This window comes from Paenibacillus sp. FSL R5-0623 (assembly GCF_037974265.1).
Classification (GTDB): domain Bacteria; phylum Bacillota; class Bacilli; order Paenibacillales; family Paenibacillaceae; genus Paenibacillus.
This window is the reverse complement of sequence record NZ_CP150233.1, coordinates 476282-493496: the sequence shown is the minus strand read 5'-3', so window position 1 is coordinate 493496 and position 17215 is coordinate 476282. Positions and strand designations below refer to the sequence as shown.

17 protein-coding genes and 1 riboswitch are annotated in these 17215 nt (G+C 47.2%); of the genes, 6 read left to right on the top strand and 11 right to left on the bottom strand.

Translation table 11 applies throughout. The annotated features are described in order from the left end of the window. Positions 1 to 48: 48 nt before the first annotated feature. Positions 49 to 1284, top strand: a complete 1236-nt coding sequence (locus tag MKY92_RS02340) for an MFS transporter (RefSeq protein ID WP_339298952.1) — start codon at positions 49 to 51, stop codon at positions 1282 to 1284. A 421-nt stretch (positions 1285 to 1705) separates the two neighbouring features. On the opposite strand, the gene MKY92_RS02335 is transcribed toward MKY92_RS02340, so the two are convergent. Both MKY92_RS02335 and MKY92_RS02330 read right to left on the bottom strand, forming a co-directional pair. After that, the gene (locus MKY92_RS02335; protein WP_339298950.1) at positions 1706 to 2215 is read right to left on the bottom strand and encodes a hypothetical protein; all 510 of its coding nucleotides are present in this window, start codon (positions 2213 to 2215) and stop codon (positions 1706 to 1708) included. 128 nt (positions 2216 to 2343) lie between these two features. Then, on the bottom strand, positions 2344 to 3633 hold the full coding sequence (locus tag MKY92_RS02330) for a phospholipase D family protein (RefSeq protein WP_339298948.1): 1290 nt from the start codon (positions 3631 to 3633) through the stop codon (positions 2344 to 2346). 546 nt (positions 3634 to 4179) lie between these two features. After that, positions 4180 to 4292, top strand: a riboswitch (TPP riboswitch). Positions 4293 to 4512: 220 nt separating this feature from the next. Between MKY92_RS02330 and MKY92_RS02325 the strand changes: the two genes are divergently transcribed. The 5 genes from MKY92_RS02325 (at position 4513) to MKY92_RS02305 (ending at position 8684) form a co-directional block, all read left to right on the top strand. Next, positions 4513 to 5553, top strand: coding sequence for an ABC transporter substrate-binding protein (locus tag MKY92_RS02325; protein WP_339298947.1), 1041 nt, complete (start codon positions 4513 to 4515; stop codon positions 5551 to 5553). Positions 5554 to 5777: 224 nt separating this feature from the next. After that, a complete protein-coding gene (locus MKY92_RS02320) occupies positions 5778 to 6068 on the top strand; it encodes a thiamine-binding protein (RefSeq protein ID WP_017690996.1) in 291 nt (96 codons plus the stop codon). After that, positions 6068 to 6826, top strand: a complete 759-nt coding sequence (locus MKY92_RS02315) for an ABC transporter permease (protein WP_339298946.1) — start codon at positions 6068 to 6070, stop codon at positions 6824 to 6826. Before MKY92_RS02320 ends, MKY92_RS02315 begins: the two co-directional genes overlap by 1 nt. Before the next feature lie 37 nt (positions 6827 to 6863). Continuing rightward, positions 6864 to 7772: an ABC transporter ATP-binding protein gene (locus tag MKY92_RS02310; protein ID WP_339298945.1), complete on the top strand. Its 909-nt coding sequence runs from the start codon at positions 6864 to 6866 to the stop codon at positions 7770 to 7772. 81 nt (positions 7773 to 7853) lie between these two features. Beyond that, a complete protein-coding gene (locus MKY92_RS02305) occupies positions 7854 to 8684 on the top strand; it encodes a TatD family hydrolase (RefSeq protein WP_339298944.1) in 831 nt (276 codons plus the stop codon). Between the two features lie 288 nt (positions 8685 to 8972). On the opposite strand, the gene nfsA is transcribed toward MKY92_RS02305, so the two are convergent. The 9 genes from nfsA to MKY92_RS02260 all read right to left on the bottom strand — a co-directional run bounded on the left by nfsA (position 8973) and on the right by MKY92_RS02260 (position 17032). Continuing rightward, positions 8973 to 9716 (bottom strand): oxygen-insensitive NADPH nitroreductase, encoded by a 744-nt coding sequence (gene nfsA / locus MKY92_RS02300; RefSeq protein WP_339298943.1) that lies wholly within the window; start codon positions 9714 to 9716, stop codon positions 8973 to 8975. Continuing rightward, on the bottom strand, positions 9709 to 10308 hold the full coding sequence (locus MKY92_RS02295; RefSeq protein WP_339298942.1) for a TetR family transcriptional regulator: 600 nt from the start codon (positions 10306 to 10308) through the stop codon (positions 9709 to 9711). The genes nfsA and MKY92_RS02295 overlap by 8 nt, the downstream gene beginning before the upstream one ends. A 155-nt stretch (positions 10309 to 10463) precedes the next feature. Then, positions 10464 to 11624 (bottom strand): ABC transporter permease, encoded by a 1161-nt coding sequence (locus MKY92_RS02290; RefSeq protein ID WP_074093224.1) that lies wholly within the window; start codon positions 11622 to 11624, stop codon positions 10464 to 10466. Positions 11625 to 11976: 352 nt separating this feature from the next. Next, positions 11977 to 14463 (bottom strand): heavy metal translocating P-type ATPase, encoded by a 2487-nt coding sequence (locus tag MKY92_RS02285; RefSeq protein WP_339301650.1) that lies wholly within the window; start codon positions 14461 to 14463, stop codon positions 11977 to 11979. Between the two features lie 215 nt (positions 14464 to 14678). Next, positions 14679 to 14879: a copper ion binding protein gene (locus tag MKY92_RS02280; protein WP_036673156.1), complete on the bottom strand. Its 201-nt coding sequence runs from the start codon at positions 14877 to 14879 to the stop codon at positions 14679 to 14681. A gap of 59 nt (positions 14880 to 14938) precedes the next feature. Further along, on the bottom strand, positions 14939 to 15337 hold the full coding sequence (locus MKY92_RS02275) for a metal-sensitive transcriptional regulator (RefSeq protein ID WP_237177576.1): 399 nt from the start codon (positions 15335 to 15337) through the stop codon (positions 14939 to 14941). Positions 15338 to 15459: 122 nt separating this feature from the next. After that, the gene (locus tag MKY92_RS02270; protein WP_339298941.1) at positions 15460 to 15921 is read right to left on the bottom strand and encodes a GNAT family N-acetyltransferase; all 462 of its coding nucleotides are present in this window, start codon (positions 15919 to 15921) and stop codon (positions 15460 to 15462) included. A 150-nt stretch (positions 15922 to 16071) separates the two neighbouring features. Next, the gene (locus tag MKY92_RS02265) at positions 16072 to 16257 is read right to left on the bottom strand and encodes a hypothetical protein (protein ID WP_036616704.1); all 186 of its coding nucleotides are present in this window, start codon (positions 16255 to 16257) and stop codon (positions 16072 to 16074) included. 163 nt (positions 16258 to 16420) lie between these two features. Beyond that, on the bottom strand, positions 16421 to 17032 hold the full coding sequence (locus MKY92_RS02260) for a hypothetical protein (RefSeq protein ID WP_339298940.1): 612 nt from the start codon (positions 17030 to 17032) through the stop codon (positions 16421 to 16423). Positions 17033 to 17215 lie beyond the last annotated feature (183 nt).

The following is a 17215-nucleotide window of genomic DNA, read 5'->3' as shown; positions in this document are numbered from 1 at the left end:
GCTTTATTGTGATCCTCATTTTATGTATATAAGTAGAAGGAGTTCTTTATGAAAAAATTACTTTGGATCGGATGTCTGTCCTATTTCCTAATTGGACTTGCCCACGTTGTGCTCGGTTCCATTCTGCCGGTTGCACTTGAACATTATGGCAAAGATTATAGCCAAGGCGGAACGCTGATCTTCGCTCAATTTGCCGGATTCCTGGGTGGTGTATTGTTATCTCCATGGCTGAACAGACGCTTTGGTAAACGGGGAGGCCTGTTAATCGCCACAGCACTGCTCTGTATTGCAGAATTAGCCTACATGCTGCTGCCCCCATGGGGCTGGATGTTCGTCATCGCACCCGCAGCCGGCTTTGGATTCGGAATGGTTGAAGCTGTTATTGGAACCATTATCATCGCTGCAATCAAAGACAATACAGCCGTTGCCATGAGTCGACTTGAAGTGTTATTCGGGATCGGGGCGATGGTCATGCCGCTCATTGCCAGCGGTCTGATTGCTGCCGGATACTGGCGCCTTTCCTTTCTTGTTGTTGCGATCTGCGCAGCGCTGACCTTTGTTTTCTGGGCAAAAGGATCATTTGGTGAGCTCGATAAGTTTCTGGAGCGACGTAGTTCTAATAACGGTTCAGTACATGCCCACACTGCTGGGACATCGGGTGAGATGCATCCCGCATCTGCAAGTACATCCAGTCCAACCTATCGTGGCCGTAACAGGACTCTTCTGGTATTATTCGTCCTGTTCTTTTTCCTATATGTTGGCACAGAGATGAGTCTTGCAAACTTCATGCCAGCGATTCTGATTGAGAAAATGAACATGAAGGAAGCCGGAGCAGCACTTAGTGTCACCTGTTTCTGGATTGCCATGTCTGTCGGACGACTCTTCGCCGGGTATATCGCAGAGAAATTTCAATACCGAGTCTATGTCCTGTACAGTTGTCTTGCTTCTGTTCTCTTATTAATGGTATTTCCATTTACAAACCAAATCTGGTCTGCGTTTCTCATCATCTTGCTGCTTGGACTTGCGATGTCAGGCATTTTCTCCATCGCCCTTGTCTTCGCCAGTAAACTGCTGCCCGGAACAGAAGAATCCACACCCAGCATTTTGATTGCCTCCGGTGGAGTTGGCGGTGCCATTCTGCCTTTGACTACGGGATGGAGTCTTGATCATCTGGCGGTTAATCAGTCTGCATGGATGCTTGCGATCTTTGCAGTTGGCCTGCTTGTCATTAGCGTAATCACGTATCAATGGCAGAACAAACATATAGCGAATTCTGCGACTTAACAGTTATGTGTCGATCCAGTCCTGAGGATTAGAAATACCTATTAAAGAGATTGAGATGTCCACCGCCATAACCTGACGGTGGACATTTTTTTGTAGCGTTACTTTGTATAAAGAACCTAGCACACGTTATTTATCTGCATTTTAGGATATTTGAAATCTAACGAAATCCTAGAGACGTTATTATAGATAATTATCTCAAATCCAAGGTCCGTTGGAGGTTTTTTGCATAATAACGCCGCAGAGATTCGTTAGATTTTTTATTCCCTAAAAACTGGCCTAATAAGATGTTCTCGATTCGTTAGCGCTGTAATTGTGGTGGAAGGTAGCCTATCTTTGCCTCAGATCACCTTTCATTACAGGTGAGAATACGATCTATTCATTTGCACAAGATTGCCCAGGAAATACTTTAGGCCCATCTGAATCACATACTTTTGTTAACGACAGGCACTACAGGGCCATTGCCTTTGATGAATTTACCAAATACATATCGGACGAGGGGTCCCAAAATGATCAATTGATATGGAAGCGCAAGGCTGAAGTTACGAGCAATGGTATGGAGATACGTACGGAGTACGGATGACCCACTTAATTGATCAGCAAGATATGCTGAAACCATCCCATACAAGGACATGATCAGAACCATGCCAATCACCATAAAAAATGACATGGCGAGCACACCCAAAATCTTGTTGGACTTGTCAAAGGGCAAGGAAAAGGCAATCTTTCTCGCCACAGGTCCGACAATGAAGGACTCTACCACAAACGCGATGACAAAACATAATATGAATTGAAGCAGTATCTCAAGCGGGGACATCTTACCGAGTAACCCACTGTGCCATAAATTGAATGTCATCATGACGACAACCATTCCTGTACACATCATTAATCCGAGAATAATTTGTTCCTTCTTGCTTGTTGGCAATTCTCTCATCCTCTCTGTTTACCTTCGTAATTATAGAGATGAGGAAGCCCTCCACATAAGTGAACATTCTGTGAACAGTTATGATTTATCCAAATTAAAATTTGTGAAAGTAGCTATATCTATTAGCTGGTTCTTTCCTACAACAGAAATCTCCAGAGAAAAGACAGTTTGGATAAAGCTGTGATTGCTATTCGTTTGAACCCAGAGCCTTTCTTATTCGCAGATTCTGCTGGATGCTCACCTTTATTCGCACGTGTACTATGTGCACGTTTGATATCCATAGCCTCTGTTAGTTCGTTGGCGAATGCAGAACCATAAATGACCACAGCAGATTCGGTATTTAGAAAGGCGGATCTGGGATCAAGATTATACGAACCAACCATGCTGAGGTAATCATCCATGACAAATGATTTGCCGTGTATGGAATAAGGTCCTTGGTATTCATAAATGGCTAGATTGGTATCAAGCAACCGTTTCTTAGAGCTTAAGTATCCCGCGAAAGCCAAAGGGTTAGGGGTCTGCTGGATTGAATTGGTTAACATGACCCATTCTGCTTCTGGATTCATCGACAGATGTACGGCTTTCTTCATTTTCTTGGTAGGAATGGCATATGGCGTCTGAAGGTACACCTTCGACTTTGCTTGATTGGCGAAATGAACAAATGCTCTCCACATGGTCGGGTCTTTATACAGCCTTTGGATTGGATTGTGAATGAAAGCGACGTGGTCGGAACGAAGAGCCCCTTGCGCCCATTCCTTCGGCAACACTTTAACAAAAGGATTGCTCTCAGCCTGAGCTTTTTTATATAACTGAGCCAGCTGAACCAGCTCTTTTAACCCCTTTGCATGATGCTGACGTTTGACATGTTTTTCTGGTTTGGTGAATGGATGGTTCCATAACCGATCTATATATTTTTTCATTTCAACAACTGTGCTGTTCGTATTATGGTTTGGATTGTAAACAAGGACATCCCGATCGAATACATAGTCTTTTTGGGGTTGCAATGCCATGTATCTATCACCAATATTTTGGCCGCCAATGATGCCATATGTGTTGTCGACAAGAAAGATCTTGTCATGCAGACGATTATGCCATGTCCATGGCATAACTATGTTGAGTGGTTCATAATACCTTAACTCCACATTGGGGTGAGCTGCAATGGCATCTGGAATATCACGCAATTCTCCGCGCATGTTGTGAAAAATCCCGTCTAAAATGATTCGAACATGAACACCCCGATCAGCTGCATCGAATAAAGCAGCAAAAAAGAGTTGAGATGTTTTTCCTTTTTGGATGGAGTAATAAGCCAGGTCGATGCTTGTTTTCGCCTCTCGAATGGTCTGGATTCTCACCTGACCGGATTGAAAGCCGTCCTCCAAGAGCAGTACGCGATCTGTCGTACTTCCTGCTGTTAACAATTTTTGCATACCCGTATTTTCAATAGTAGATGGAGACGGAACCAAAAATAAAAGGTAAGCTGTGAAAAAAACGTAGACACAATAGGAAAGAATAATTGCGAATATAGTTTTAAGGATCATTCAGTACGCCCCCATTTTTATGTAAAAAGTAATTATTTGTATAGCAGTACTATCTCCTTTTGTATCTAAATTATGTTGTTTAAATGAAGCAAGCGTCTCCGGTCAAGGTCAATCGATCAAAAGCTGATCGCTGAAATAGGGAAAGCAGCCCTTATGCGACGAGATATCAAACATCGGAATTGATCTAAGTTTTTGTTGGAAACCTTCCAGATCCTCAGCACTGAGGCTATGACCCAAAATCCGATGCTTTTGCACTCAGCCAGATTTACTTATATGATTCGCAACGATAATTATTGAAAATAACACATCTAAACAGGCTGATATACTCATGTATAATGGCCTGTTTGATTAATTCATACGTGTCCCCATCCAGTTCCTGACTGGACACGTTCCACCCGCTGGCCTATAATTACACCTAGTAATGCCCGTAACTTCATAGTTTCCCAGGGGAGTCGGAATTGGCCGGCTGAGAGTGTATCCCACCAAGATACTAACCCTTAGACCTGATCTGGATCATGCCAGCGTAGGAATCGGAGTATATCGAATTGGCACAGCCCTATGGCTGAACGCCACCTCTCTAACGCCTGCACGCGTCCCGGAATACGGGACGCTTTTTTAATGTTCTTTTATATAGCCAGAGAGCTAAAAAAAGTGACGTTATCCAGATCTCAACTGGTATAAATCTGTCGATTTATGCAAGATGATTGGATATGAAGCCAAGGAGTACCCGTGCCAAACGGCCGGACATACCGAAGGAGAGAACCACAGATGAAATGGCGTAAAACGATGGGATTGTTGCTCTTATGCGTGCTTATGGTGACTGTAGCCGCATGTGGTGGCAAAGAAGCTGCCCCAGCTGGGCAGAACGGCAACACAAATACGGAAAGCAGCAACGAAGGTGACACTGCCGCTCTGAAAGATATTAAAGTGGTGCTCGACTGGACACCGAATACGAATCACACAGGCCTGTATGCAGCTGTAGATCAAGGTTTTTACAAGGCCGAAGGCTTGAACGTGGAGATTGTACAACCAGGTGCCGGTGGCGCAGATACGATGGTTGCCTCCAATGAAGTGCCTTTTGGCGTAAGTTATCAGGAGAGTGTAACTCAAGCCCGCACACAGGGTGTTCCACTCGTCTCCATCGCAGCAGTTATCCAGCATAATACATCTGGTTTCGCTGCTCCGGCGGATCGGAATATCAAGTCACCGAAAGATTTTGAAGGTAAAACCTATGGCGGTTGGGGTTCCCCAGTCGAAGAAGCCGTGATGCAATCCATTATGGAAGGCGACGGAGCCGATGTATCCAAAGTGAAAAACATTAATATGGGTGACGCCGACTTTTTCACCGCAGTGAAACGAGACATTGATTTCGCGTGGATTTTCTACGCCTGGACAGGTATTGAAGCCGAACTGCGCGGGGAACCGATCGACATGTTATATGTGAAGGATTATTCAGAAGCATTGGATTACTACACGCCTGTCCTCGTAACAAACGAGCAGACGATCCAAAACGACCCTGAGTTGGTGAAAGCATTCCTGAAAGCCACCTCCGAAGGGTATCAATATGCGATTGATCATCCCGAAGACGCAGCCAACATTCTGATCAAGGCCGTACCGGATCTGGATAAGGAATTGGTGCTGGCAAGCCAGAAGTGGCTTAGTCCCAAGTACACAGATGACGCCCCGCGCTGGGGTGAGCAAAAACAGAAAGTGTGGCAGAACTACACCGACTGGATGTTTAGCAAAAAATTGCTGGATGAACAGATCGATGTGAGCAAGGCATATACAAACGATTTTTTACCCCAATAAAATTTCTCATATAAAACGAACTTAATATTTACACGAGGACGGAGAGGACAGAAATAACGTGAAAAAGCGAAGCGGTCGCCTTTATCACCGGATTTTCCCTTTAGAGAAAGGGAATCAAAAAAATCTGGGGATAACAGCGATTGGAAGGTTATTCTGTCATCGAAGTGGCAAGTGTAACAGTCATTAGTTCATTTTATATATCACGAAAGGAGCCGTGATCTCTCATGGCAAGCACACTACTTAGTATTCAGGTTATCCCCAAAACGCCAAATGGCGAGAACTCTTATCCTTACGTTGATCGCGCCATTGAAGTTATTCAGCAATCCGGCCTGAAATATCAGGTGAACGCGCTCGACACCACAATGGAGGGGGAACTGGAGGAACTGCTGGAAGTTGTACGTAAAATGCACGAGGTACTTGTGGAGGCTGGCAGCCCAAGCATCATCTCCCAGATCAAAATTGCCCATAGCCCTACTGGCTTCAGCATGGATACCCTGACGGAGAAGTATCGCTAATGCCTGCCTATTTCAAAAGCGTATGGCCGCCCATTGTGGCGGTTATTCTCTTTATAGCGATATGGCAGGGGGCCGTTTCCCTCTTCCATATTGAGAAATGGATGCTGCCTGCACCGTCCGACATCGCCCGCGAAGCGGCAACTCAGGCCGAACGGCTTGGCATGCACGCTTCCGCAACCATTCAGTTAACGCTGATTGGATTCGCCGCTGGAACAGCGGTTGGATTACTGATTGCGATGGTGCTGCATTTGGTTCCTTTTCTCAAGTCGGCCCTGTATCCTTTACTTATTCTTAGTCAAAATATCCCAACCATCGCGCTCGCGCCGCTCCTGTTAATCTGGTTCGGATTCGGGCTGTTGCCCAAGCTGATTACCATCATCCTCGTCTGCTTCTTCCCTGTTGCAGTGGCAGCCATGGACGGCTTGACCCGTACAGATGCAGCGATGATGAACTATATGCGCATGGCTGGTGCGAAACGTCATCATATCTTCTGGAAGCTGGAGCTTCCCCATGCGCTGCCATCCGTGTTCTCCGGTGTCAAAATCGCTGCTACCTATAGCGTGATGGGGGCCATCATCGCCGAATGGATTGGCGCAGACAAGGGTATTGGTTACTATATGATGCTGCAAAAGTCAGCTTATCGCACCGATCGTTTATTCGTGGCGATCATGATTATTGTCGCGCTCAGCTTACTGCTCTTCCTGCTCATTGCACTACTGGAGAAGCTGCTCGTGCGCTGGCGGCCACAGAAGCGGTAGTAAAGCATGTAATCTGTATATAGGAAGTGATGACCATATGAATCGGCAACAGGACAAACAAGTCCAGCCTGAACGAGGAGCACACACAATGGAGCCAAAGCATGGTGAAAAGCTTCACCCGGCTACGCCTGATCGCCCTGCCAATACGACTCCTGCCCCGGTTCCACCTGCACTGGACGTTGTTAAAGTCCATGCATCATTCCGTGAGCGGCGGAGCAGGTTACCGGTTCTGAACGGCCTGTCCCTGACTGTGGAGCAAGGCGAGTTTGTTGCTATCGTTGGTCCATCCGGCTGTGGCAAAAGCACCCTGTTCCATATCATCGGCGGTCTGCTGAAGCCACAGGAAGGCCAAGTGTTTATGAACGGTCAGAATGTAACGGGACAGCGTGGCAAGATTAGTTATATGCCACAACAGCCCGCCCTTTTCCCTTGGCGTACCATTGAAGACAATGTACTGCTTGCTGGAGAAGTGGCTTCAAGTGCACCCCCTCGGGTCGAAGCACTTGCAGAAGCTCGTAAGTGGTTAAGTAGCGTGGGTCTTGCCGGGTTCGAGCAAGCCTATCCTCATATGCTGTCGGGCGGAATGCAGCAGCGTGCGGCATTCTTGCGCGCCCTGCTCAGTCCGCAGGAACTCATGCTGCTGGACGAACCTTTCAGCGCGCTGGATGCACTGACACGTAGTGACATGCAGCGCTGGCTGCTCGATATCTGGGAACAGAACCGCCGCTCGGTGCTGTTCATCACCCATAATATCGAAGAAGCATTGCTGCTAGCGGATCGGGTCTATGTATTATCCAACCGACCTGCAACGGTGTTGCACGAGGTACATGTTCCTTTTGATCGCCCAAGACGAGAAGAAATTACGGAGGAATCCGCTTTTCTGGAGCGTAAACGGCAGATTGCTCAGTGGATGAGAGAAGAACAGCAGAAAGCCCGCCTATCTTGATAGCGCGGGTTTTTAAGTTATTATTTCCCTTTAATGGGTGATCCAACACAAGAAATTTTGCGTAACATAGTTAGAATATAAATGACCACAAGGAGGAATTCCCTCGTGCATTCTCAAGCTTTTGCACCATTAATCGATGCTCATATTCATTTCGATCAGTATACGCCTGACGAACAACGCGAGATGCTGCTATCTTTCCCGTCTCAACAAGTCGAGGCAGTCATCGCCGTGTCCATGAATCTCGCTTCTGCCCAGGCCAATCTGGAGCTTGCAAAACAACATCCACGTAACATCTATCCAGCCTTCGGTTTCCATCCGGAACAGGAACTGCCGTCCGTTGCAGAAATGAATCTGTTCTTCCAATGGATCGAAGAGCATATCGGACAAGCTATAGCCATCGGAGAGATCGGTCTTCCCTATTACAACCGTCAGGAAGCGGAGCAGGCAGGGCAGTGCTTCGATCAGAGCGGGTATATCGAGTTGCTTGAACGTTTCATCCAGCTCGCCAAAAAGCACAACAAACCACTTGTCCTTCATGCGGTATACGAAGATGCGGATATCGTCTGTGATTTGCTGGAGCAAAATCAGTTCCGACGCGCCCATTTCCACTGGTTCAAGGGTTCTCGCGAAACCATTAGACGCATGGCTGATAATGGCTATTTCATCTCTTTCACGCCAGATATTCATTACGAAGAAGAGATTCGTGAACTCGCCCGGCAATATCCATCGGAACAAGTGATGGCCGAGACCGATGGACCTTGGCCCTTCGAAGGGCCGTTTCAGGGACGAATGACACACCCGGCCATGACCAGACAGGTTATCCAGGCATGGAGTGAGATCACCGGTATGGGAACGGAACGGGCTACTCGTCTCTTTTATCAGAACACAAAGCGTTTCTACGGCTTAACTTGAGTACAATCAGGTAACAGCAAGTACTCTCACTTGCCCTGCCAACACAGCACAACACAAAGAAGCCAGTCGGCTTCGCCCCGACTGACTTCTAGTCTACTATTATATATCAGTTGAACTAAATTTTTACGCAGGAACGTAGAGGACAGAAATAACCTGAGGAAGCAGAGCGGTCGCCTTTATCACTAGATTTTCACCTTCACAAAAATTGGATCAAAAAATCTGGGGATAACAGCGATCGGAAGGTTGTTCTGTCATCGGAGTGGCAAGTGTAACTACCTTCAGTTCAACTTAACGCTTCAAGAATCCTTTGCCTTCCAGGAAAGGTCTCACTTGCAACCGTGTCGGCTCAGTCAGGCGCTTCGCCATCAGTTCGGACCATGGAGTCGTTCTTTCACCGTTAGTCCGTTCTTTCATGTACGCCGTCGTTGTCTCATCATACTGCTCAACACCTTTGATGCTCTGCTCGGCATTATAACGATTACGATGCAGAACTGCATTAAGTGGCAGACGCGGGCGAATTCCCGTTTCCTGATCTGCAACACCAATACACATGCCATACACCGGATATACCCCTTCCGGCAATTCCAACAGCTCAGCAACTTCCTCAATCCGAGTACGAAGCCCCCCAATATATACGATTCCGAATCCTAGTGACTCCGCTGCAAGAGCGGCGTTCTGGGAAGCCAGTGCAGCATCAATTGTGGCTACCATGAAATTCTCAGTTGAATCGGCATACGATTCCTTTTCAGGAAGATGACGTTTCGCAGCATCACTCAGCCGATACAGATCAGCACACCATACGAGAAACACCGGACATTCATTGACATAGGCCTGGTTGCCTGCCAATTCAGCCAGCTTGGCTTTTTGCGCTAAGTCAGTCACAGCAATTACGGTATATGCTTGCACACTACTTGAAGAGGAAGCCATCTGCCCTGCAGATACAATGGCTGCAAGCTGCTCATCACTTACTGGGTCTGGCTTGAATTTGCGTACAGAGCGGTGTTTCATCATCAACTCAATGGTTTCATTCATGGCTGTTCACTCCCAATCCTCGAAGTACGAACTCAATTGTCTGCTCAGCAAGCTCGTCTGTATTCATATCCTGATAATCAAAGCCAAATCGTGAATTCTTGGCCCGTTTGTGCGCCAAAGCCACACCCATAACCTGAAGCATCGCATAAGATACGGACTCGACCTGGAACAATCCCTGGTCTTTTCCTTCTTGCAGCAGGTCCCTCACTCGGGTCCATACAGGGTCTAGAAAACGAAATACGGTAGCTGTACGATGTGTCCGCAGTGTAATTTCAAGCTGCACAATATCGCTCATCTCCCGATCCGTCATCGTGAACTTCACAACTTCACCAATAATTCGTCGGATACCTTCCACAGGCGAGGACATCGACTCTTCCGCCAGCGAGTTCATCATATGCCCTGGGAAAAAATGCTCAAATAATGCTTCGAACACCTTTTCTTTGCCGCCAAAATGATAAGACACCAGTGACACATTGGCACCTGCCTCATCACATATTTGACGAACACTCGTCCCGTCATACCCTTGCTGTGCAAAAAGCTTCTTGGCTGCAAGCAATATCCTCGTTTTGATATCCAACTCCGGTTCAGTCATTCCGTCCCGCTCCCTCTTGTCCGTTCATCTCATTCGCTCCAGCTCAAGGACTGCAGCCAGCGAATCATCTGTCTATTATATTACACCAAGCACCCCGATGAAAATCATCGGGGTGCTTGTCCTATCCTATAAAGCAATGGTATACATCTGCTGTATTAGTTGTTCGCTTGAGCTGGGCTTGGAGCCATAGCTGGCATGCGTTGTTTTTTCAACAATGTCACGACCAGTGACAACGCAACTGCAACCAACAGCACAATCACGATAGAGCCCGCAGCAGACTGAACTCCTGGGCCTCCCAACTGCACGCTCAGAATACCCTGAACGGCGTATGTTGCAGGCAGGTACTGCCCAATGCCGCTATAGAAGCTGTTCAGCAATTCACGCGGTACCATTGCACCCGAAGATACCAGTTGCAAGGACAGTGAGATGATGTTGAACAGACTTCCTGCTGGTCCGAAGCAGATCAGGAAGAACTGGGAGAAGAACATGAACGTGCACAGGAAGAGCGCCTGGAACAACCAGAATGCAACGAATCCTTGTGCAATCTGTCCTCCCAGTGCCACGATCAGCGATGATCCCAGCAAGGAAACGACCAATGCAGAACCCACGTTAATGACTACTCTCGCGCCAAACAAAGTCAATCGGGAATAGGTAGATGACAGCATACCCATGGCTGTCTGGAGGTTCATCCCCATGATCATGGCACCTACATAGGAAGCCAGTACCATCATCATCGGCACCATCTGATTATTCATCCCGTTGACCGGGTTAATGGACGTTGTCGTTCCTTCCACTCGGGTAGTCAGGTTTGTCGCGGCTTCAGCAGCCTGATCGGCAGGTGCACCTGAAGCGGTCAACACCGTCTGTACCCCTTGTGCTGTAGCTTGTTTGTTAATCGTGTTTGTCACACTTTGGGATACACCTTGCATCATGCTTTTAATCGTAACAGGGTTCGCTTCATTAATGGTGTATTTAATCTCGGCAGTTGAGCCAGCCGTCTGAAGCAATTCGTTAAATCCAGCCGGGATATCCAGCACCATGTGTACTTGGTGATGATTCAGCTGATCCAACGCTTCAGCCGCACTTAGATTGGATACGGTATGAAAAGGCAGTGTTCCTGCGAGCGAATCTGCGATTCCTTTGGACATTTCACCGTCCTCATTCACAATCGCGACCGTCAATTCTTTCGTACGGTCATTTACTCCAGAATATGCGGTCATCCAGATCACGCTAAAGATCACTTGGAACATAAGTGCTGTTACGATCCCTACAATCACTGGCGGTTTTTTAAACAATGTACGTAAAGCCTGTAACATAAAAGGTGCCCTCCATTACTCAAATAGTTCTAATTTGATTTAAACAGTCGTTTGAATCAAACGATCGTTTAAATTTTATGTGAATATGTCCACATTGTCAACTCATTTTTGAAAAATTCAGAAAACGTAAGCTTTATTCATGAATACAATTGATCCATTTTCACAAAAAGACATTATGCTATCCTTTCTCCGTAGAAAAGAACATCTATATCAACGATTCAGGCTTACTTTTTGGCGACTCAACTGTATTTTTCTCAACAAAGAAACACGGTCCGCCGCAGCGGACCGCGCATTTATTCATCCTCACTTCATTGACAATGAGGCATTGCATATATCTCCAAACAAAGGTCTGTCAGTCATTTCTCTTCAGCTTCATGCGTTGCAGACGCAATGAATTCAATACAACCGACACCGAGCTGAACGCCATCGCTGCCCCTGCCAGCCATGGAGCCAGGAAGCCAACTGCCGCAATAGGAATACCAATAACATTGTAACCGAGTGCCCAGAACAGGTTTTGTTTGATGTTCCCCATCGTGCGCCGGCTCATCTCAATGGCATCTGCAATGCTGTTCAGATCACCACGCATCAACGTAATATCCGCCGCTTCCATCGCTACATCCGTTCCTGTTCCGATGGCCATCCCAATATCAGCAGTAGCGAGTGCCGGAGCATCATTAATGCCGTCACCTACCATTGCAACTTTCAGGCCACTCTCCTGAAGTTTCTTCACTTCCGCAGCTTTACCCTCCGGCAGAACCTCAGCCAGCACTTTACCGATCCCTGCCTGTTCTGCTACAGCGCGAGCTGTTCGCTCATTGTCTCCCGTGATCATGATGACATCAATCCCCATCGCCTGAAGACGCCCAATGGCTTCGCGAGAGGTATCCTTGATGGTGTCAGCCACAGCCACGATCCCTGCCCACTGACCATCCACCGCTACCAGCATCGCTGTACGTCCTTGTTCCTCCAGACGGTTCATCTGCTGAACGGTTTCCTCAGAGACATTCACCTTTGAATCCGCAAGCAAACGCCGCGTGCCGACCAGGATCTCTTGCCCTTTTACTGAAGCTCGCACGCCGTATCCCGGTATATTCTCAAACGTCTCCGTCGATGTTAGCTCCAGACCCTTGGCACGAATACCTGCAACAATCGCCTCTGCCAGCGGATGCTCGGAACTCTGTTCGGCCGCTCCCACTCGCTCAAGCAGATCAGATTCCGTCCAATTCGGAGCCGTGATAACATCGGTAAGCACCGGTTTACCTTGGGTTACTGTACCTGTTTTGTCGAGCACCACGGTCTGAATCTGTTGTGCGGACTCCAGATGTTCGCCACCCTTGAACAGAATGCCATATTCAGCCGCACGTCCTGATCCAGCCATGACAGAGGTCGGTGTTGCCAGCCCCAGTGCACACGGACAGGCAATGACAAGCACGGCAATTGCTTTTTCAAGGGAACCAGCGAAGTCACCCGGACTTGCAAACAGATACCAGATCAGGAATGTCAGCGCAGCTATGCCAACAACAATTGGAACAAATATGCCTGAAATGACATCTGCAATCCGCTGGATCGGTGCTTTGGAGCCCTGAGCTTGCTCGACTACTTTAATAATCTGGGACAAAGCCGTGTCCGATCCCACTCGGGTTGCACGCAGTCGTAATACCCCATTTTTGTTCAGCGTAGCACCTGTAACGGGATCTCCAGGCTTTTTATCCACGGGAAGGCTCTCTCCGCTTAGCATGGATTCGTCCACAGAGGATTGCCCCTCTTCAACGATACCATCCACCGGGATACTGTCCCCCGGCTTCACCAGGATCAGATCGCCAACCGCAACATATGCGGCAGGAACCATCACTTCCTGTCCGTCACGGATGACACGAGCTTCACGTGGAGCCAGTTCAATCAGGCTTTTGATCGCCTGTGAAGAGCGACCTTTCGCCACAGCTTCGAACCATTTTCCCAGTAGAATTAACGTAATCAGAATTGCACTTGTCTCATAATAGAGTTCTACCGAAGGCATGGCGGCTGTGCTCGTTCCCATTGCCCCATGATCCATGGTTGTAGTAGGTAAGTACCCACTGGATAACGTCAGATAGAGACTGTAGAAAAACGCTGCGCTGGTACCCAGTGCGACGAGAACGTCCATATTGGCACTGCGGTTACGTAGGGCTTTGTACGCCCCCACATAGAATTGCCAACCAATCACAAACTGTACTGGCGTTGCCAGAATCAGCTGGAACCAAGGGTTCATGAACAGATCTGGGACATAGATTCCGGATGTGAACGAGAAATGCCCCACCATTGCCCACAGCAAAGGAATCGATAACAACGCAGATATCATCCATTTCCACTTTTTGCGTTGCAGCTCACGTTCACGAACCGATGTGGTCTCTTCTTGCGTCAATTGCAGTTCAGCACCGTAGCCCATCTGCTTGATCTTGGCGGTAATATCCGAAGGTTTCAATGTGCCAGCCGCATATTCGATATGCCCTGTTTCCAGCGCCAGATTCACATTCGCCTGAGATACTCCCGGTAGTCGGGAAAGACCTTTTTCAATCCGCGCAGAACAGGCAGCACACGTCATACCGGTGATGTTTAGATCAACCGATTCGGACACCGTACCGTAGCCAAGCGCCTCTACTTTATCTCGCAACGCGTTCACGCTGGTTGTCTTCGGATCATAAGATACGGTTGCCTGTTCGATGGCAAGGTTCACATTGGCCTGATGCACACCTTCCATGCGAGACAAGCCCTTTTCCACTCGTGTCGAACATGCAGCACAGGTCATTCCCGTGATGTGCAGTGTTGCCTTCAGTCCTGGTGCCTCTGCCATAGGTGGCATTGGTGTGGGGTCAGATGATCCATCCATCGGTTTATTCGTTGAGTTATCCATCATGTCAGCTCCTTTCATATCGATTCAATTTTTATATGTTGCATTCGAACATACCCCTAAGGGGTATATATCAGACAGAAAATTAGGCTTAAACCTGACTCGTGGGAAAAGGGATTTGCCCTCGTTGTGCCCATGAGCATGTTCGGTTTAAGCCTGTGATCCCGTTAGACTACATCGTATCCCTGATCTTCAATCGCAGCTTTGATCTGATCCACGTTCACTTTCTGCTCGTCATATTCCACCGCTACTGTTCCCGCTGCCAGATCAACCTTACCACTCGCACCGGTATTCTTCACAGCTTCTTCAACCGACTTCACACAGTGATTGCAGGACATTCCCGTAACGTTCAACGTAACATTAGACATTGTAAATTCCTCCTTGGGGTATATTAAAATGATAACTTGATTTGGTAAATTGATATAACTTACTTCATTAACTTCCGCATCGTAACCAGCAGTTCATCCACAACCTCATGTTCACCAGCCTGAATACGCTCAACGATACAGCTCTTCATATGACCTTCAAGCAGAAGCTTGCCTACCGAGTTAAGAGCAGACTGAGCCGCCGCAATCTGCGTCAGCACATCATCGCAGTACGTATCCTTTTCGATCAATCCTTTGATCCCGCGAATCTGACCTTCCACACGGTTCAAACGAGAGACCAGGTTACTCTTCATCTCCTGCGAATGGTGACTCTTGCGCACATGCTTCCCATCACTGCCCTCGGCATGACAGGATACCGCTTCTTGAACTGTAACCGAAGCTTCCGTTGAATCTGAAATGGAGGATTGCATAGGTTCCTCGGGATGGCTCTGATGTTCCATCTGAACACCCCTTTTCTTTCGTTCTTTTCTAAGAGTAACATACCCCATGGGGGTATTCAAGACTATTCTGATATTTTGATAAAAATGGATGAATCCATCCTAATTAAATAGAGCGGTGCATCTTACAAGGTATACTCCATCCTGCTACTGCGGACAACCAGACCCATCTGTTCATAGAAAGCCTGTGCACCAGAGTTAAAAGTCGACACGGATAATTCCACGCTGTGTGCCTGAAGCTCTCTCCCTAGCTCGATGAATGCTTGTAGTAACTGTTTACCTGTTCCTTGGCCCCGATGTTTGTTATCCACTACAAGTTCATGGATGTACAACATCCTGCGATCCACCATCAATGGGTTATCCTGAATTACACTTAACTGCGCGCTCCCGTAACCCAGAATCAGCCCCGTTTCGGAAGACTCGGCAACATATAGGAAACGCTTGTCCGTTTCCAGCAGTTCGGTGAACTCCTTTTCCTCCATTCTGGTCTCTAACGCTCTGTATAGATCCGGCCGTGCCTCAACATGCATCTGGTGCAGCTCATCCATCAACAATGACACGCCAGAGTAGTCCCTCATTTCTGCCATTCTGATGTTATTCTTACCTGTAATCATCCCCATCACTCTTTCGTCTGCTGAATTTTACATTATTATACAACCAAAAAGCAGATACCATAAGGGTACCTGCTTCGCTACATTTATCTTCATTCCATCAAGCCCGTAGGATGCTCATGTTGTTTATTTTTTCGAAGAAGTATTTCCTTCATTAAAAGCAACAGGTGATGGCTTCGCTGCCCATTCGTCCGCCTGCGGTTCAATGTCTACTCCGCTTAGAATCTTCTTTTTCTCCATCAAGGAATCCCCGTCTTCATCCAGTTTGTTGCGAATTTCCGCCTCGTCCTGAGGTTGATTGTTCTGTGTCATCGTAGAATCCTCCCTTATTTGTTTATCTTCAATATGATGTTCCTTTATATAACTTACCCATTTTTTGCTTTATCATTCTCTTCGAGGGACATCCCCCCAAGTTATGTGTTATTTGACGTAAACATTAACTTTATTAAGCTAAATCCATCTCTAAACCCTTCCGTTAATCGAAGTCAACCTGTTTATCCAAAATGACTTCCTCTACTTTGTATTCCATCTCAGGTATTGAGGGAATCAAGGAGAATCGAACGTTTTCCAGAGACGAAGGAAGAGCAGGAACCACTCGGAAACTAATCTGCGTCTCCCCACCTCCTCCACGACTGCCATGTCGCATGGTGATATGTCTCTGTTCGCTGAATATTTCCAGAGCCAAATGTGGAACCATTTGTATACGCTCAGCTTCATTCCCCTTATATTGAATCTCCACATAAACGAGGCTTTCGCCTTCATATTGCATCGAATGCGTGATTATATACTCACACGAATCTTTGATCATTTTCTTCATAATCGGCACCACACTCGTCAATTGAAGAGGTTCACTTGGAAAGTAGTGTCTTTGCGGCATCGGTTGCACGCTACGGAGAACATATCGGATATCTTCCTCCTTCATATCCAGTAAGCTCACCCATTCATCGATGGTATTTTGAGGGGGTTGGTATTGGACAGCTCCGGTTATGTCCTTTCTGGCTGCAATCAGTTTCAAAAGTTGCTCATCAATCCGCTGTACTTCATCGCTGTATTCATTAGGAATTTCACGTAATTCACTCCAGCCCATATTTAATCACTCTCCTAATTTAATGACATGCCATGCAAATACAATTCGCTACTGTACCTGCATCCCCCTCTTAAAAAGGAAAGGACGCCCCCTGGGTCAAATTCGTGACCTTACGGGACGCCCTTTTTATATTGTCCACCTCAAATGGACATCATCTACTGGTTTGCTTGTAACACTGAGCAA

Excerpts from the sequence above, each read along its gene's own strand:
- MKY92_RS02340 (WP_339298952.1), top strand. The coding sequence starts at position 49 with ATGAAAAAATTACTTTGGATCGGATGTCTGTCCTATTTCCTAATTGGA.
- MKY92_RS02335 (WP_339298950.1), bottom strand. The coding sequence starts at position 2,215 with ATGAGAGAATTGCCAACAAGCAAGAAGGAACAAATTATTCTCGGATTA.
- MKY92_RS02330 (WP_339298948.1), bottom strand. The coding sequence starts at position 3,633 with ATGCAAAAATTGTTAACAGCAGGAAGTACGACAGATCGCGTACTGCTC.
- MKY92_RS02325 (WP_339298947.1), top strand. The coding sequence starts at position 4,513 with ATGAAATGGCGTAAAACGATGGGATTGTTGCTCTTATGCGTGCTTATG.
- MKY92_RS02320 (WP_017690996.1), top strand. The coding sequence starts at position 5,778 with ATGGCAAGCACACTACTTAGTATTCAGGTTATCCCCAAAACGCCAAAT.
- MKY92_RS02315 (WP_339298946.1), top strand. The coding sequence starts at position 6,068 with ATGCCTGCCTATTTCAAAAGCGTATGGCCGCCCATTGTGGCGGTTATT.
- MKY92_RS02310 (WP_339298945.1), top strand. The coding sequence starts at position 6,864 with ATGAATCGGCAACAGGACAAACAAGTCCAGCCTGAACGAGGAGCACAC.
- MKY92_RS02305 (WP_339298944.1), top strand. The coding sequence starts at position 7,854 with ATGACCACAAGGAGGAATTCCCTCGTGCATTCTCAAGCTTTTGCACCA.
- nfsA (WP_339298943.1), bottom strand. The coding sequence starts at position 9,716 with ATGAATGAAACCATTGAGTTGATGATGAAACACCGCTCTGTACGCAAA.
- MKY92_RS02295 (WP_339298942.1), bottom strand. The coding sequence starts at position 10,308 with ATGACTGAACCGGAGTTGGATATCAAAACGAGGATATTGCTTGCAGCC.
- MKY92_RS02290 (WP_074093224.1), bottom strand. The coding sequence starts at position 11,624 with ATGTTACAGGCTTTACGTACATTGTTTAAAAAACCGCCAGTGATTGTA.
- MKY92_RS02285 (WP_339301650.1), bottom strand. The coding sequence starts at position 14,463 with ATGCCACCTATGGCAGAGGCACCAGGACTGAAGGCAACACTGCACATC.
- MKY92_RS02280 (WP_036673156.1), bottom strand. The coding sequence starts at position 14,879 with ATGTCTAATGTTACGTTGAACGTTACGGGAATGTCCTGCAATCACTGT.
- MKY92_RS02275 (WP_237177576.1), bottom strand. The coding sequence starts at position 15,337 with ATGGAACATCAGAGCCATCCCGAGGAACCTATGCAATCCTCCATTTCA.
- MKY92_RS02270 (WP_339298941.1), bottom strand. The coding sequence starts at position 15,921 with ATGGCAGAAATGAGGGACTACTCTGGCGTGTCATTGTTGATGGATGAG.
- MKY92_RS02265 (WP_036616704.1), bottom strand. The coding sequence starts at position 16,257 with ATGACACAGAACAATCAACCTCAGGACGAGGCGGAAATTCGCAACAAA.
- MKY92_RS02260 (WP_339298940.1), bottom strand. The coding sequence starts at position 17,032 with ATGGGCTGGAGTGAATTACGTGAAATTCCTAATGAATACAGCGATGAA.